General features: G+C 68.9%; 14 protein-coding genes and 1 pseudogene. 5 read left to right on the top strand and 10 right to left on the bottom strand.

From position 1 onward, the window contains the following. Positions 1 to 122 precede the first annotated feature (122 nt). From AC07O3_RS30775 to AC07O3_RS30765, 3 genes and pseudogenes are all read left to right on the top strand, one after another. A complete protein-coding gene (locus AC07O3_RS30775) occupies positions 123 to 1,040 on the top strand; it encodes a LysR substrate-binding domain-containing protein (protein ID WP_495341133.1) in 918 nt (305 codons plus the stop codon). A 49-nt stretch (positions 1,041 to 1,089) separates the two neighbouring features. Next, positions 1,090 to 1,920 (top strand): isocitrate lyase/PEP mutase family protein, encoded by an 831-nt coding sequence (locus AC07O3_RS30770; RefSeq protein ID WP_495341132.1) that lies wholly within the window; start codon positions 1,090 to 1,092, stop codon positions 1,918 to 1,920. A gap of 6 nt (positions 1,921 to 1,926) precedes the next feature. Next, a pseudogene (locus tag AC07O3_RS30765) lies at positions 1,927 to 2,493 on the top strand (uracil-DNA glycosylase family protein); the annotation flags it as partial. Positions 2,494 to 2,521: 28 nt separating this feature from the next. On the opposite strand, the gene AC07O3_RS30760 reads toward AC07O3_RS30765, so the two are convergent. Both AC07O3_RS30760 and AC07O3_RS30755 read right to left on the bottom strand, forming a co-directional pair. Then, the gene (locus AC07O3_RS30760) at positions 2,522 to 4,177 is read right to left on the bottom strand and encodes a hypothetical protein (RefSeq protein ID WP_495341131.1); all 1,656 of its coding nucleotides are present in this window, start codon (positions 4,175 to 4,177) and stop codon (positions 2,522 to 2,524) included. A 36-nt stretch (positions 4,178 to 4,213) separates the two neighbouring features. Then, entirely contained in the window at positions 4,214 to 4,408 is a 195-nt protein-coding gene (locus tag AC07O3_RS30755) for a YjiS-like domain-containing protein (protein ID WP_093057023.1), read from the bottom strand. Positions 4,409 to 4,514: 106 nt separating this feature from the next. Here AC07O3_RS30755 and AC07O3_RS30750 point away from each other — a divergent pair, with 106 nt between their 5' ends. After that, on the top strand, positions 4,515 to 5,405 hold the full coding sequence (locus AC07O3_RS30750; RefSeq protein ID WP_426391018.1) for a LysR family transcriptional regulator: 891 nt from the start codon (positions 4,515 to 4,517) through the stop codon (positions 5,403 to 5,405). Here AC07O3_RS30750 and AC07O3_RS30745 read toward each other — a convergent pair. From AC07O3_RS30745 to AC07O3_RS30725, 5 genes are all read right to left on the bottom strand, one after another. After that, positions 5,392 to 6,996, bottom strand: a complete 1,605-nt coding sequence (locus AC07O3_RS30745) for a nitric oxide reductase activation protein NorD (protein WP_495341130.1) — start codon at positions 6,994 to 6,996, stop codon at positions 5,392 to 5,394. The genes AC07O3_RS30750 and AC07O3_RS30745 overlap by 14 nt on opposite strands. After that, on the bottom strand, positions 6,993 to 7,811 hold the full coding sequence (locus AC07O3_RS30740) for a CbbQ/NirQ/NorQ/GpvN family protein (RefSeq protein ID WP_495341129.1): 819 nt from the start codon (positions 7,809 to 7,811) through the stop codon (positions 6,993 to 6,995). Before AC07O3_RS30740 ends, AC07O3_RS30745 begins: the two co-directional genes overlap by 4 nt. After that, the gene (locus AC07O3_RS30735) at positions 7,808 to 8,845 is read right to left on the bottom strand and encodes an aliphatic amidase (protein ID WP_093076596.1); all 1,038 of its coding nucleotides are present in this window, start codon (positions 8,843 to 8,845) and stop codon (positions 7,808 to 7,810) included. The genes AC07O3_RS30740 and AC07O3_RS30735 overlap by 4 nt, the downstream gene beginning before the upstream one ends. Positions 8,846 to 9,024: 179 nt before the next feature. Next, positions 9,025 to 9,516 (bottom strand): hypothetical protein, encoded by a 492-nt coding sequence (locus AC07O3_RS30730; protein WP_093057018.1) that lies wholly within the window; start codon positions 9,514 to 9,516, stop codon positions 9,025 to 9,027. Further along, on the bottom strand, positions 9,513 to 10,451 hold the full coding sequence (locus AC07O3_RS30725; RefSeq protein WP_495341128.1) for a LysR family transcriptional regulator: 939 nt from the start codon (positions 10,449 to 10,451) through the stop codon (positions 9,513 to 9,515). Before AC07O3_RS30725 ends, AC07O3_RS30730 begins: the two co-directional genes overlap by 4 nt. 95 nt (positions 10,452 to 10,546) lie before the next feature. Between AC07O3_RS30725 and AC07O3_RS30720 the strand changes: the two genes are divergently transcribed. Next, entirely contained in the window at positions 10,547 to 11,533 is a 987-nt protein-coding gene (locus AC07O3_RS30720; protein WP_495341127.1) for an NAD-dependent epimerase/dehydratase family protein, read from the top strand. Between the two features lie 4 nt (positions 11,534 to 11,537). On the opposite strand, the gene AC07O3_RS30715 is transcribed toward AC07O3_RS30720, so the two are convergent. The 3 genes from AC07O3_RS30715 to AC07O3_RS30705 all read right to left on the bottom strand — a co-directional run bounded on the left by AC07O3_RS30715 (position 11,538) and on the right by AC07O3_RS30705 (position 14,407). Further along, a complete protein-coding gene (locus AC07O3_RS30715; RefSeq protein ID WP_097197474.1) occupies positions 11,538 to 12,482 on the bottom strand; it encodes a glutaminase in 945 nt (314 codons plus the stop codon). After that, positions 12,479 to 13,387, bottom strand: a complete 909-nt coding sequence (locus AC07O3_RS30710; RefSeq protein ID WP_093076603.1) for a DMT family transporter — start codon at positions 13,385 to 13,387, stop codon at positions 12,479 to 12,481. Before AC07O3_RS30710 ends, AC07O3_RS30715 begins: the two co-directional genes overlap by 4 nt. Positions 13,388 to 13,453: 66 nt before the next feature. Further along, positions 13,454 to 14,407: a LysR family transcriptional regulator gene (locus AC07O3_RS30705; protein ID WP_093076604.1), complete on the bottom strand. Its 954-nt coding sequence runs from the start codon at positions 14,405 to 14,407 to the stop codon at positions 13,454 to 13,456. Positions 14,408 to 14,458 lie beyond the last annotated feature (51 nt).

The following is a 14,458-nucleotide window of genomic DNA, read 5'->3' as shown; positions in this document are numbered from 1 at the left end:
GTGCTGGAACGGGTGGTTGACCGACAGGGAGCGATCGATGATGCTGGTGGAACGAACGCAGAACAATTCGCCCGGCATGAACGGATCGTTCTGCCGGTGGAACGAAAAACAGAACGAGAGACATGGAAGACCTCAACGACCTGGCGCTCTTCGCCCACGTGGTGACGCAGCAGGGCTTCAGCGCAGCGAGCCGGCACCTGGGCATTCCCAAGTCGCGCCTGAGCCGCCGCATCTCGCGGCTCGAGGAGCGCCTGGGCGTGCGACTGCTGCAGCGCAGTTCGCGCCGCCTGCTGCTCACCGGCGTGGGCCGGGAGTTCTACGAGCGCTGCCAGGCCACGGTGGCGGCGGGCGACGAAGCCTTCGACGTGCTGCGCCAGGCCACCTCGCAGCCGCAGGGCCTGCTGCGCGTGAGCTGCCCGTTCACCCTCGCGCAGTTCTGGCTCACGCCGCTGATTCCGGCCTTCATGCGTGCCTGCCCCGGCGTGCGGCTGCAGCTGGAAGTGAGCAACCGGCGCGTCGATCCGATGCAGGAGAACATCGACGTGGTGCTGCGCGTGCGGCGCCCGCCCTTCGAGGACTCCAGCCTCATCGCCCGGCCGCTGGGCTCCACCGTCGACGTGCTGCTGGCCAGCCCCGCGCTGCTGGCGCAGCTTGGCGCGCCGCTGGGGCTCGCCGACCTGGCCGCATGGCCCGTGCTGTCGCTGCCTGCGGAGAACGACCGCTACCGCTGGACGCTGGAGCGCGGCGCGCAGGTGCAGGAATTCGGCTTCACGCCGCACTTCGTCACCGACGACATGTTCGCGCTCAGGCATCTCGCGGAGCAGGGCATGGGCCTGGCGCTGCTGCCCGAGATCATGTGCCGCGATGCGCTCGCCGAAGGCCGCCTGGTGCGCGTGTGCGGCGAATGGGCCTGTGCGACCAGCGAGATCCAGGCCGCGTTCGCTTCCCGGCGCGGCATGCTGCCGGCGGTGCGCGCCTTCATCGACTACCTGCTGCAAAACCCGCCGGGCGAGGCTGTCGCGCGGACAGGCTTATCCTGACCGACCCTTCTTTCGTTCCAACTCCCGCAAAGCAAACCGAGGCACTGCAATGACCCGTACCGTCGCCGAGAAACGCGCCGACTTCCGCGCCCTTCACGAACAAGGCTGCTTCGTCATTCCGAACCCCTGGGACACGGGCAGCGCGCGCTTCCTCGAAGGTCTGGGCTTCAAGGCGCTGGCCACCACCAGCTCGGGCTTTGCGTGGTCGCAGGGTCAGGCCGATGGGGCGATGTCGCGCGAACTCATCCTGGCGCACTTGCGTGAGCTGGCGGAAGCCACCGACCTGCCCGTAAATGCCGACTTCGAGAACGGTTTTGCCGCCGATGCACAGGGCGTGGCCGAGAGCGTGCGCCTCGCGATCGAGACCGGTGTGGCGGGTCTGTCCATCGAAGACTCGACGGGCAACGCCGCCGACCCGCTCTTTTCCATCGACGTGGCGGTCGAGCGCATGCGCGCCGCGCGTAAGGCCATCGATGCATCGGGCGCCGACGTGCTGCTGGTCGGCCGCGCCGAGAACTTCTTCGCCGGGCGACCCGACCTGGCCGACGCCATCGCGCGGCTCAAGGCCTATTCGAACGCGGGCGCCGATTGCCTCTACGCGCCCGGCATCAAGACCCGCGAGCAGATCGCGGCCGTGGTTGCTGCCGCAGGAGGCAAGCCGGTCAACCTGCTGGTGGGTGCGGCCAGCGAGCTCACGATGCAGGACATTGCCGGGCTTGGCGTGCGCCGCGTGAGCGTGGGCGGCGGCATGGCGCGCGCGGCCTGGGGCGGCTTCATCCGCGCTGCGCGCACGCTGGCCGACCAGGGGCGCTTCGACGGCTTTGCAGATGCCGCACCGGGCGCCGAGCTCAACGCGTTCTTCCGCCCGTTCGCCGGCTGAGGCACCGTGGATGCACTGCTCGCCGAGATCCGCGCCTGCCGCGTGTGCGAGGCGCATCTGCCGCTGGGCCCGCGGCCGGTGGTGCAGGCCAGCGCGAGCGCCCGGCTGCTGATCGTCGGCCAGGCACCCAGCATGACCGTGCACCGCACGGGCGTGCCGTGGGACGACAAGAGCGGCGAGCAGCTGCGCCGATGGCTCGGCATCGATCGCGACGTGTTCTACGACGCGACGCGCATTGCGATCATGCCGATGGGCTATTGCTACCCGGGGCGCGGTGCCAGCGGTGACCTGCCGCCGCGCAAGGAATGCGCCGAGCTGTGGCACGAACGGCTGCTCGCGCAGATGTCGCGCATCGAACTGACGCTGCTCATCGGGCAGTACGCGCAGCGCCACTTCCTCGGCAAGACGGCGCGCGGCAGCGTCACCGAAACCGCCCGGGCCTTTGCCGACTACGCGCCGCGTTTTGTTCCGCTGCCGCATCCATCGCCGCGCAACACGGGCTGGTTCAAGCACCACCCGTGGTTCGAGAGCGATGTGCTGCCGGTGCTGCGCGAGCGGGTGCGGGAAGCGCTGTTTTCGCCCACGCCATCGCCGCCTGCAACTAGGGCGTTGACTTCGCGCGCCGCGCCGCAGGCCGGCGCGGCGGCTTCGCCTCCAGCACCAGCTCGGCCGGCAGCGCGTCGTTCCATGATTCGGTGAAGTACGCGCGGTCGCTCGGCACCAGCAGGGGCAGCGCTTCGCGCAGCAGGCTCAGCGACTGTTCCGCCGCCTTCAGGTCGCCCGCGTGCGCCGCATACCAGGCGTGCTCGAACAGCAGGCTGCAATGCTGCAGCCCCGGGTAGCGGCGGCGCCCCGCCTGGTGGTCGGCAAGCCGCGCTTGCGCCACGTCGACCCAGCGCGCGGGCCAGTTCGTCGCATCGAAGGCATCGGCGAGCGGGCCGGCCAGCTTCGAGATGGCGGCCGGGTCCAGTGGCTTCTGCGCACGGAACTGCGCGAGCGTGGGCTGCTTCTCTGGCCGGCAGTGCCCGCGCGCGATGCGCATCAGGTAGATCGCGTTCCACGCCGAGCGGCCCTGGCCGTCGGTGTGGCCGCAGAGCCATTCGCTGAAGGCGATCCATTGCACCGCGCGCCGCGTGGTGTCGGCCTTGCCGTCGTGTGCGAGCGTGGGCAGGTCGGACAAGCCCACGCGATCGAACAGCCATGCGGCCATGCCCATGTTGGCGGCCACGTGCTGCGCCGCGTCGAAGGAGTGCGATTCGAAGGCGGCCGCCAGCGCCTCGCCGAAGCGGCGCAGTGATTCTTCGGCCAGCGCGGCTGAGGCAGGCTTGTCTTCGGCCGACAGCGCCAGCGCGCGCGAGCGGCACACCAGCGCCCACAGGTTGCACCACTCGAAGCGCACGTCGGGGTGGTGCCGCAGCACCAGCCCGCGCGCCGCATCTTCGGCCATGCCGCCCAGCAGCGACTGCGCCAGCGGCAGGTCGCGCGCGGTGTAGGCGCACCATGCGGAGACGATGCATTCCATCGCGCCGAGGTAGTCGTTGCCCGCCACGTGGTGCGCGAGCCGCTGCTTCTTCAACGCCTGCAGCCGCCGACGCGCCTGCTCGTTGTCGCCGAGCCGGCGCCACAGCATGGCCTCGTTGAGCGTGACCAGTGCGCGCTGGAAGTCGGTGGCTGCCAGCGTGCCGGCGAGGCGGATCGATTCGAGCGCGCTTCCGTTGCCACTGCCGTTCCCGCCCGCCACCGGCGCCATCAGCCGGCCCTGCCGCGCCGCCTGCTGCGAGGCGACAAGCTGCTTCCAGAAGGCCGCGTCCTGCAGATGCACCGCGTCGGGCGGCGGCGAGCCGGTGGCTTGGGCTTTGCGCGAACGCAGGCCGAGGAACGACGCCACTTCGGCGGCCGTGGCCGCGCGGCCTTGCACCAGCACGCGCACGCGCTTCGCCTCGGCGGCGGGAAGCCAGAACGGGCCCTGGCTGCGCCGCTCGGCATTCAGGAAGCGGGGCTCGCGCTGGGTGTCTTCGCCCCAGCCGACCTCGATGTTCCAGGCCTTGAAGTCGCGGAACGCGCGGCTCACGACCATGCGCAAGGTGCTGGCATCGGACACTTCGCCGCGCAGGTCGGCCAGCCGCACGATGCCGGCGCCGGCATCGTGCGCATGCTGCATGCGCACCAGCAGCCAGAGCGATTGGAAGGCCGCGCGCCGGCCGTTGACCGACTGCGGCGAGGTGAGTTCGATGGAAAGGAGAGCAGGCTTGGGCACGCCCGAATTGAACCTCAAATCGGGCGCAGAACCTGATCAGTGCCGATGGCGGTCCAGCAGCTCGGGCACTTCGCTGCGCCCGATACCCAGGTCGCGCAGATCGTGGTCGCTCATGCCGGCCAGTTGCCGCGAGTCGGCGTGCGCGCGGCGGCTGTTCACCACCCGGCGGCGCCAGCCGCGCAGGGCATGGATCAGGCGTTGATGAAAAGACGATGGCTTGGGCGCGGTCACGATGGGCTCCTTGGTTGGGAGCGCTCATCTTCCGGCGGTGCATGCTATTGTGGAAGTTGAGATTCCTGACACTTCCCATCACCTTTACTGATACTGAGGCGACCCGATGCGACAGCTCAACCTCGATCAACTGCGTACCCTCATCGCCATCGTCGATCTCGGCACCTTCTCGGCGGCGGCCAGGGCGCTGCACCTGGCGCAGCCCACGGTGAGCCTGCACATCAGCGAACTCGAATCGCGCCTCGACGCGCCGCTGGTGGTGCGCGGCAACCGGCGCATCACGCCCACGGCCGCCGGAGCGGCGCTGGTCGAGCGCGGACGCAAGCTGCTGCGCGACACCGACGACGCCGTCGAAGCAGTCAAGCGCCAGGCCGAAGGGCGCGTGGGCCGCGTGCGGCTGGGCACTTCGACCGGCGTGCTGGTCGACCTGCTGCCGCAGGTGCTCGAAGCGCTGGGGGAGGAGCATTCGGGCATCGACGTCGAAGTGAGCATCCGAGGCTCCTACGAGGCCATGGAGCGGCTGGCGGCGGGCACGCTCGACATTGGCCTGGTCGCCATTCCGCAGCCGCCGCTGCGCGGCATCGTCGTCACGCCGTGGTGCGAGCAGCCCATGATGGCCTTCGTGCCGCAGCGCTGGAAGGCGCCCAGGCGCGTCACGCCGGCCTGGCTGGCGACGCAGCCGCTGATCTTCAACGAGGCGACCACGCACATGTACCGGCTCACGATGGAGTGGTTCGCAGATGCCGGCTTCGCGCCGCGCGCACGCATCGAGCTCAACTACGACGCGGCCATGCGCAGCCTGGTGGCGGCGGGCTATGGCGCCGCGCTGCTGCCGCTGCAGCAGTCCACAGACACGGGGCGCAACGACCGCATGCAGATCCTGCCGGTGAGCCCGAAGCTCACGCGCCGCGTGGGCATTGCGCATCGCCAGCACGCGATGCTCGACGGCGCGACGCTGAGCGTGCTGGAGGTGCTGACGGCGTTCAGCCAGGCCTGAGCATCCCGAGCCGGGCGCTCATGCGCGCCAGGCGCTGGGGGAGCGCGCGCACATCGTCGGCAATGCCGTGGTTGCGCCAGCCGAAGATGCGGCGCACATAGGCATCGGCTGCGCCGTCCACCGCAATGCAGGCGGTGTGCACGCCGGCTTCGCGCGCCTCGGCCACGGCCTGGCGGGCGTCTTCGATCAGGTAGTTGGGGTCGTGCACGTCGATGTCGGAAGGCGCGCCGTCGGTCACGAGCAGGATCGCGCGCTGGCCCGCGGGCTCGCCGCGCAGGTGCGAGGTCGCATGGCGAAGCGCGGCGCCCATGCGCGTGGAGTAGCGCCCGCGCACCGCGCCGATGGTGGCGCGCGACGCGGAATCGAGCGGCTGGCCGAAGTCGAGCAGGCGGTAGTAATAGACCTCGGCGCGCGTGTTCGACGAAAAGCCGTGGATCGCGAGGCGGTCGATGCCTTGCGTGTTCGATGCGGCAAGCAGCAGGGCGGCCCGCTTTTCGATGTCGAGCAGCGAGACGGTGTGCGGGCCCGCATCGTTCGCCGATGCCGACAGGTCGAGCAGCACGAGCAGGCTCGAAGGGCGCGGGCCCTTGCCGGGGCGCATGAACAGGCGGGGGTCGGGCTGCAGGCGCAGGCGGCGGTCGATCAGCACTTCGATGGCGGCGTTCAGGTCGATTTCATCGCCTTCCCATTGGCGGCGCAGCCGGTGCGTGCGGTCGAGATGGCGGGAGCGGGGCAGGGCGAGCGGAGGGATGCGTTTGCTGTCGGCCGTGGCTTGCTCGCGCAGTGTGGTGAGGCCTTGCCATGCGGGCAGCTTCTCGATCACCGTGCACCAGTCGGGGCGCAGGCGCTCCAGCTTGCGGTCCCATTCGGGGTAGGTGTAGCGGCCCAACTCCATCTCATCCATGCCGCCGGCTGACGGGTGGCTGCTGCCTTCGCCAAGCGCCCCCGATTGCTGGAGCGCGATGGTCTCGTCCGGCGGTGTATCGGCGTCGCCGAAATCCCAGAGGTAGCTGTTGTCGTCGCGGTAGGGCGCGGGCACCGCATAGTCCCGGGGCTCGAAGCGCACGCGCATCTGGCCGAGGTCGTTGGCAAGGATGGAGGCGACGGCGCGGAAGGCGTCGCAGTCTTCAAGGCCAGTGCGTGCGACGGTTTCGTCGAAAAGGCGGCGAGCCTTGTTGACCCAGTGGTTGTCGTCCTGCCATGCGGGCAGCATCAGCATGCGGTCCATGCGCGCGACGAGCGCGGCGAAGCCCAGGTCCAGCGGGTCGGGCACGGGCGCCAGCGATCCGGCGAACCAGCCGTGCAGGCCGGGGAAGTCGCGGCACAGCAGGCGTTCGACGCGCGCGTCCTCGATGGCCGAGATCACCGCGATGCCCATGGGCTTGAGGGTGCGCGCCGGGCGGGCGGGCGTGGAGTGGCGCAGGTGCGCGACCGCATGCGCGACCATGGCGCGATGCAAGCGTTCTTCGCCGGCGCCCTCGGGCAGCAACAGGCGCTTGCCGACGAGCACGGCGCGTGGTCCGGCCAGCGCCTGCACTTCGACATCGATGCCGGCAAGGCCACGGGCCAGCAGCGACAACGCAGCGTTCATCCGAACTGCGCTTCGACAAAGCCCTGTAGCGCGCTCGCCATGTCGGGGTCGTCGGTCAGCGCGCGCGTCATCGTCATCTCGCAGCTCTCGCGCGGCGTCACGCCGTCGCGGATCAGCACGCCCGCATAGATCAGCATGCGCGTCGACACGCCTTCGTCGAGCCCCCGGTGCTTCAGCTCGCGCGAGCAGCGCGCGATGGCCACCAGCTTCGCCGCGAGGTCGAGTTCGATGGCGGCTTCGTGCGACACGATCTCCGCTTCGAGCGCGCTGTCGGGGTAGTCGAATTCCAGCGCCGCGAAGCGCTGGCGCGTCGAAGGCTTCATGTCCTTCGTGCTGCTCTGGTAGCCGGGGTTGTATGACACCACGAGTTGAAAGTCGGGGTGCGCGCGCACCAGTTCGCCCTTCTTGTCGAGCGGCAGGATGCGCCGCGCGTCCGCCAGCGGGTGGATCACCACGGTCGTGTCCTGCCGCGCCTCCACCACCTCGTCGAGATAGCAGATGCCGCCGTGCCGCACGGCGAGTGTCAGCGGCCCGTCGTGCCAGGCCGTGCCGTTGGCGTCGAGCAGGTAGCGCCCGACGAGGTCGGAGGCCGTCATGTCCTCGTTGCAGGCCAGCGTGACCAGCGGCCGGCCCAGCGACCACGCCATGTGCTCCACGAAGCGGGTCTTGCCGCAGCCGGTCGGGCCTTTGAGGATCAGCGGCATGCGGTGGCGGTACGCCTGCCGGTACAGCGCCACCTCGTTGCCCGCGGGCCGGTAGAAGGGCTCGGTCTCGATGCAGTAGGCAGCCAGCGGATCGGGAACCGCCGCGTTCATCGGTGCTGGGCCGGCTCGTTCGGAATGCCCTCGATGGGGCACTCCGGCGTGCCCACCGTGCTGCGCGTGAACGACTCCACCATTTCGCGCGTGCCCTCTGGGTCGTTGATCCACTTCGTGTAGAAGTTGTACGGGCAGGCTGCCACGCCCTTGTCGCCGTCGCCGGAGTTGATGGTGCCGGTGTAGCCGCGGTGCACGAGCTTGAACAGGTGGTTCTGCGACTGGCCGTTCTTGCGCGCATCGCGGATCAGGCCCATCGAGAGCTCGGCGTAGTTGATGCCCATCTCTTCCTCGCCGCATTCGCCCAGCGTGCGGCCGTCGAAGCCGATCAGCGCCGAGTGGCCGAAGTACGAGTACACGCCGTCGAAGCCCGCCGCATTGGCCACCGCCACGTAGGTGTTGTTCATGAAGGCCATGGCCTTCGACACCATGATCTGCTGTTCCTTGGCCGGGTACATGTAGCCCTGGCAGCGCACGATGAGCTCGGCGCCGCGCATCGCGCAGTCGCGCCAGATCTCGGGGTAGTTGCCGTCGTCGCAGATGATCAGGCTGATCTTCATGCCCTTGGGGCCATCGCTCACATAGGTGCAGTCGCCCGGATACCAGCCCTCGATGGGCACCCACGGCATGATCTTGCGGTACTTCTGGACGATCTCGCCCTGGTTGTTCATCAGGATCAGCGTGTTGTAGGGCGCCTTGTTCGGGTGCTCCTCATGGCGCTCGCCGGTCAGCGAGAACACGCCCCACACGTTGGCGCGGCGGCAGGCGTCGGCAAAGATCGCGGTTTCCTCGCCCGGCACGGTGGCCGCGGTGTCGTACATCTCCTTGGCGTCGTACATGATCCCGTGCGTCGAATACTCCGGGAAGATCACCAGGTCCATGCCCGGCAGGCCCTTCTTCATGCCGACCAGCATTTCGCCGATCTTGCGGGCGTTGTCCAGCACCTCTGCCTTGGTGTGCAGGCGGGGCATCTTGTAGTTGACGACCGCGACGCCCACGCAATCGTTGCTGCTCGAAATATCACCATGTCTCATGACGCTGCTCCTGAAGGATGGTTGAGAAAGAAAACAAACAAAAAAGGCCCGAACCGGGGTTCAACCGGTTCGGGCCTGTCTGTCTGCGGTGCAACGGGTTCGTGTCGTCGAAGCCGATTGTTCTCAACTCAGCGCGAGCTGCACATACGTCATTTCGCTGATTGCGGTGGGTGCTGTGTTCAGCGGGGGCGCGCGTAGCCGGATTCGATCCAGGCGGTGGCGCTGGAGGCGGTGAGCCTGAAGGCGGGCGACACGTTGACGCTGGCGAGCTCGGAGTCGTCGGCATCGTCATAGGCGGTGAGCGTGGCCGAGGGGTTGTCCTCGTCGGGCACGATGCCCAGGGCCACGCGAATGCGCTGGTCGTTGCGCGCGGTGACGGTCACGCTCTTGTTGAGCGTGGCGTGCAGCTGCTGCTCGTGGCGGCGGATGACTTCGGCGGCGGTCTTCACCAGCGTGGAGAAGGCGGGGCCGTCGAGCGGCTTCGGATTCTTCTTGTCGCGGCCCATGGTCCAGGGGCCGACCAGTGCCGGCTCGGGGTCGCCGTGGCGGGTCATCTCGACGGCCCAGCCGTCGTCTTCCTCGTTCTTGATGATGCGGGCGGTCCAGCGGTCGTCGCGCCAGAGGCGGTCTTCCTGCAGGGGGAGGGTGTCGGAGTCTGTCGGGTCGGTCATTCGGGTGTCGTTGGTCTGGCGCGGGGTATTTTCGCCTCTGCCGCAGGGCCGCCGATGTAGAGCGAGAGGCCTTCGACCAGTGCGTCGAAGGCGGCGCGGCAGCGCGGGCTGTTGCGCAGGTCTTCGTGCATCGTGACCCAGGTGTCGAGCTTCAGCGAGAAGGTGCGCGGCATCAGCCGCACCAGCGCGGCGTTGCGCCTGGCCAGCGCCACCTGGCAGATGCCGACGCCCGCGCCCGCGCGGATCAGCGCCAGCTGCGCGAGGTCGCTGTCGGTGCGCAGCGAGAAGCCATCGCGCGAGAAGATCTTGAGCGACTTGCCCGCGTTGCGCACGAAGGCCGAGGGCTGGTCGTAGCCGATCACCGAATGCGCGGCCAGCTCCTCGAGCTTGCGCGGCGTGCCGTGGCGGGCGAGGTAGTCGCGGTGCGCATGGAAGCCCAGCTCGATGTTGCCGATGCGGCGCGCCAGCAGCTGCTCTTGCCTGGGCCGCACCATGCGCACGGCGATGTCGGCTTCGCGCTGAAGCAGGTCCTGCACGCGATTGGTCGACACCAGCTCGACCTTCAGCGCCGGGTGCGCCTCGCGCAGCCGCGCCACGATGGGCGGCAGCACTTCGACGCTGACCACCTCGCTGGCCGACACCCGCACCACGCCGCGCACGCCTTCGCCCTGGCTGCTGGCGGCCCGCTCCAGCGAGGCGGCGGTGCTTTCCATGGCCTCGGCATGCGCGCGCAACGACAGCGCCACCTCGGTGGGAAGCAGCCCGGTCTGCGAGCGTGTGAAGAGCACCACGCCCAGCGCCTCTTCGAGCGCTGCCACGTGGCGCCCGGCCGTGGGCTGCGTGATGCCGAGCGCGCGCGCCGCGCCCGAGAGAGAGCCCTCGCGCAGCACGCCGAGGAAGGAGCGGTACAGCTCCCAGCCGATATTCGAAGTCATACATAAATGTATGACCGATGGCTCATGTTCGGCAATTCCAATTGAACCCTGCCGAACCCAGAATTCCTCCATCGACAACTGTTCTGGAGCATTTCATGGCACGCAACGACACGGTTCTGGTTCTTGGCGCAACGGGCGGCATCGGCGGCGAGGTAGCCAGCCAGCTGCGCGATGCGGGCTGGGAGGTGCGCGCGCTCAAGCGCGGCGCGACCGAAGGACGCAGGGACGGCATCACCTGGCTGGCTGGCGACGCAATGGACGCGCAGGCTGTGCGCCAGGCCGCGAAGGGCTGCTCGGTCATCGTGCATGCGGTCAACCCGCCGGGCTACCGCCGCTGGTCGGAGCTGGTGCTGCCGATGCTCGACAACACCATCGCCGCCGCGAAGGCCGAAGGCGCGACGATCGTGCTGCCCGGCACGGTCTACAACTTCGGCCGCGATGCCTTCCCGCTGCTGGCCGAAGACTCGCCGCAGCATCCGGCCACGCGCAAGGGCGCGATCCGCGTCGAGATGGAACGGCGCCTCGAAGACGCCAGCCGCCAGGGTGCCCGCGTGCTGATCGTGCGCGCTGGCGATTTCTTCGGACCGAAGGCCGGCAACAACTGGTTCTCGCAGGGGCTGGTGAAGGCGGGCCAGCCCGTCAAGGGCGTGAGCTACCCTGGCCGCGCCGGCATTGGCCACCAGTGGTCGTACCTGCCGGACGTGGCCCGCACCATGGTCGAGCTGCTGGCGCGGCGTGACCGGCTCGAAGCCTTCGCCCGCTTCCACATGGCCGGCCATTGGGACGCCGACGGCACGCGCATGAGCGATGCCATCCGCAAGGTAGTTGCTCGCCGCACAGGTGCCAAGGTGAGTGCGTCGGCCTTTCCGTGGTGGCTGCTGACGCTGGCCTCGCCCTTCGTCACCACCTTCCGCGAAATGCGCGAGATGCGCTACCTGTGGCAAACGCCCGTGGGCATGGACAACGCGAAGCTGGTTGCCTTCCTGGGTCGTGAGCCGCACACCCCGCTCGACGAGGCAGTGGAGGCCGCGCTGGAAGGCATGGGCAGCCTGGCCGCGGCGCCGGTGGCCGTGGCAGCCTGATCGATCAGAAGACCGACAGCCCCGTGCGCGCCACGAACAGCTCCAGCGCCTTCATGCCCAGCAGCGAATTGCCGGTGGCATCGAGCGCGGGCGACCACACGCACAGCGTGAGCCGGTCGGGCACCACCGCGACGATGCCGCCGCCCACGCCGCTCTTGCAGGGCAGACCGATGGAAAAGGCCACGTCGCCCGCCGCGTCGTAGGTGCCGCAGGTGAGCATCAGCGCGTTGATGCGGCGCGTCTGCCGCTCGCCCGTGATTTCGGGCTCGCCGTCGATCGGGTGCGCCCCGTCGCGACAAAGGAAGGCGGCGGCACGCGCCAGTTGCCGGCAGCTCATGCGCAGAGAGCACTGGTGGAAGTAGGTGTCGAGCACGGTCGCGACGTCGTTGTCGATCTTGCCGAAGCTCTTCATGAAGTTGGCCAGCGCGACGTTGCGAAAACCCGTGTCGGCCTCCGACTGCGCCACTTCGTCGTCGAAGCCGATGGACTCGCCGCACAGGCTGCCCATGAGCGCGAGGATGTCGGCCTTCGCGCTGCCGCCGGTGGCCTTCGCCTGGCTTACCAGCCGGTCGGCCACTGCGATGGCGCCGGCATTGATGAACGGGTTGCGGGGCTTACCCTGCTCGTTTTCGAGCTGCACCAGCGAGTTGAACGGATTGCCCGAGGGCTCGCGCCCGATGCGCTCCCACAGCGCGTCGCCCATGCGCTGCATGGCGAGCGTGAGCGTGAAGAGTTTCGACACGCTCTGGATGGAGAAGGGCGTCTCGAAGTCGCCCGCGCCGGCTTCTTCGCCCTGGCAGGTACGCAGCGCGATGCCGAACTGCCGCGCGTCCACGCGGGCGAGCGCCGGGATGTAGCTCGCGACGGTGCCACCCTGGCCGAGCTGCGGACGCAGCGTGGCGACGATCTCGTCGAGAACGGGCTGGAAGTTCGTTGTTGTCTTGCTCATGCCGAGCGTTGTACCGCAGGCCGCCGGTTCACCAGCACGATGCCCAGCGCCACGCCGGCCAGTGCCACGATCAGCTGCGCCGTGAGCGGCTCCTTCAGCAGCACCACGCCGAACACCAGCGCGAACAGCGGCGTGAGAAAGGTGAAGGACGACATCTGCGTGGCCGGGTAGTGCCGCAGCAGCCACATCCACGCGAGGTAGCTGGCGAAGGCGCCGACCACCGTCTGCAGCCCGATGGAAGTCCAGGCCCACGCGGAATACGAAAAGCCCCAGTGCTCGCCGAGCGCGAGCGACAGCACCGGGCACACCGCCGCCGTTACCGCCACTTGATAGAACAGCGTCTTCTCCGCGCTGGCCGTAGCCAGGCGCGTGGTGCGCAGCGTGAGCGTGGTCAGGCCCCAGAGCATGCCGGCCGCCAGCGCCATGCCGTCGCCGATGAGCTGCGACGAACTCATGTGGCCGAAGCCTTCGCTGAAAGCCAGCACCACGCCCGAGAACGCAATGAACAGCCCCAGCCACTGGAAGCCCCGCAGCCGCTCGGCCGGCACCCAGCGCGGCAGCAGCAGCGACACCCAGAAAGGCGCGGTGTAGAGAAACACCGTGAGCCGCGAGGCGCTGGTGTGCTGCAGCCCCAGGTAGATGCCGGCGAACTCGCCAGAGAACAGCAGGCCGGCCAGCAAGCCGGGCCACAGCGTGCCATCGCGCTCGAACAGTGGTACGCCTCGCGATACACACCACAGCCACAGCAGCACCGTGGCGCCGATCATGCGGATCGAGGCCTGCCACATCGGCGGCACCTCGGCCACGGTGGTCTTGATGAGGATCTGCTGCAGGCCCCAGAAGGCGCAGCAGGCAATGAGCAGGCCGATGGCGAGGGAGTCGAGGTGGGTCTTGCGCTGGATCATTCGGGGCCGGTCAGTCGCGGCGGGTTGCCGCGTAATTCATCCGATGATCGTATCGTGCCAGCGTGTTTATTGTGCGAACGCGGTCAGCGAAGGCAGCGGCGCGCGCTGCTCGAAGCGCTTTTCGATGGCCAGCAGTGCAGCCTCCAGGAACTGCAGGAACATGCCCATGGCCACCGCGGTGGTCTGGCCCGCGCGCTGGTAGAGGCAGCTGAACGAGCGCGCCCCCGCGTCGGCCAGGCCGGTCCACACCAGCGTGCCGCGTTCCACGTCTTCGGCCACGTTCTCGGGAATGAGAAAGCCGATGCCCGTGCCGCCGGCCACCAGCCGCCGCACCATTGCGACCGAGCTGGTCTCCACCAGCGGGCGCACCTTGCGGTGCTCGCGGTGGTCGATCTGGTCGACCATGGCGCGCAGCTCGGTGTCTGGCGTCATGAGGATCAGCGGGTGGTCCAGGCAGTCGCGCAGCCGCGGCAGCTTGCCCAGCGCCGCCAGCGGATGGCCGGGCGGCGTGACCAGGCCCAGGTGCTGCGGAAACGCGCGTATCTCTTCCACGCCGGGCGGCGGCTTGCGGCGCAGGCAGAAGCCGATGTCCGATTCGCCGTTGGCCACCCACTTCAGGATGTTCTCGCCGCTGCCCGAGCGCACGCTGTAGGTCACGCCCGGGTAGTTCTTCATGGCCGCCTCGATGACCTCGGGCACCAGCTGTTCGGCCGACGAATGCGACACCGCCAGGTTGATGTGCCCGCGCCTGAGCGACCGCAGGTCTTCCACCTGGGCCATGGCGTTGTCGAAGTCGCGCTGCCCGCGCCGCACGGCGGCCACCATGATCTCGCCCGCCGTGGTCAGCTGCATGCCGCGCGGCAGCCGGTCGAACAGCGGCGTGCCGACCTGTTCCTCGAGGTTGAGCACCTGCTGGTGCACGGCGGCCGCCGTGAGGTGCAGCGCCTCGGCGGCCTTGCGCACCGAGCCGCGGCGGGCCACTTCGTCGAAACAGCGGAAGGTCTGGGAGATGGCGCGCATGGTGGCGGGGAGTGTATGGATTTTCTATACGCACCGTACGAAACAAACAGA

Source organism: Variovorax sp. GW821-FHT09D05, assembly GCF_059416325.1.
This window is presented reverse-complemented; position numbering and strand designations above follow the sequence as displayed.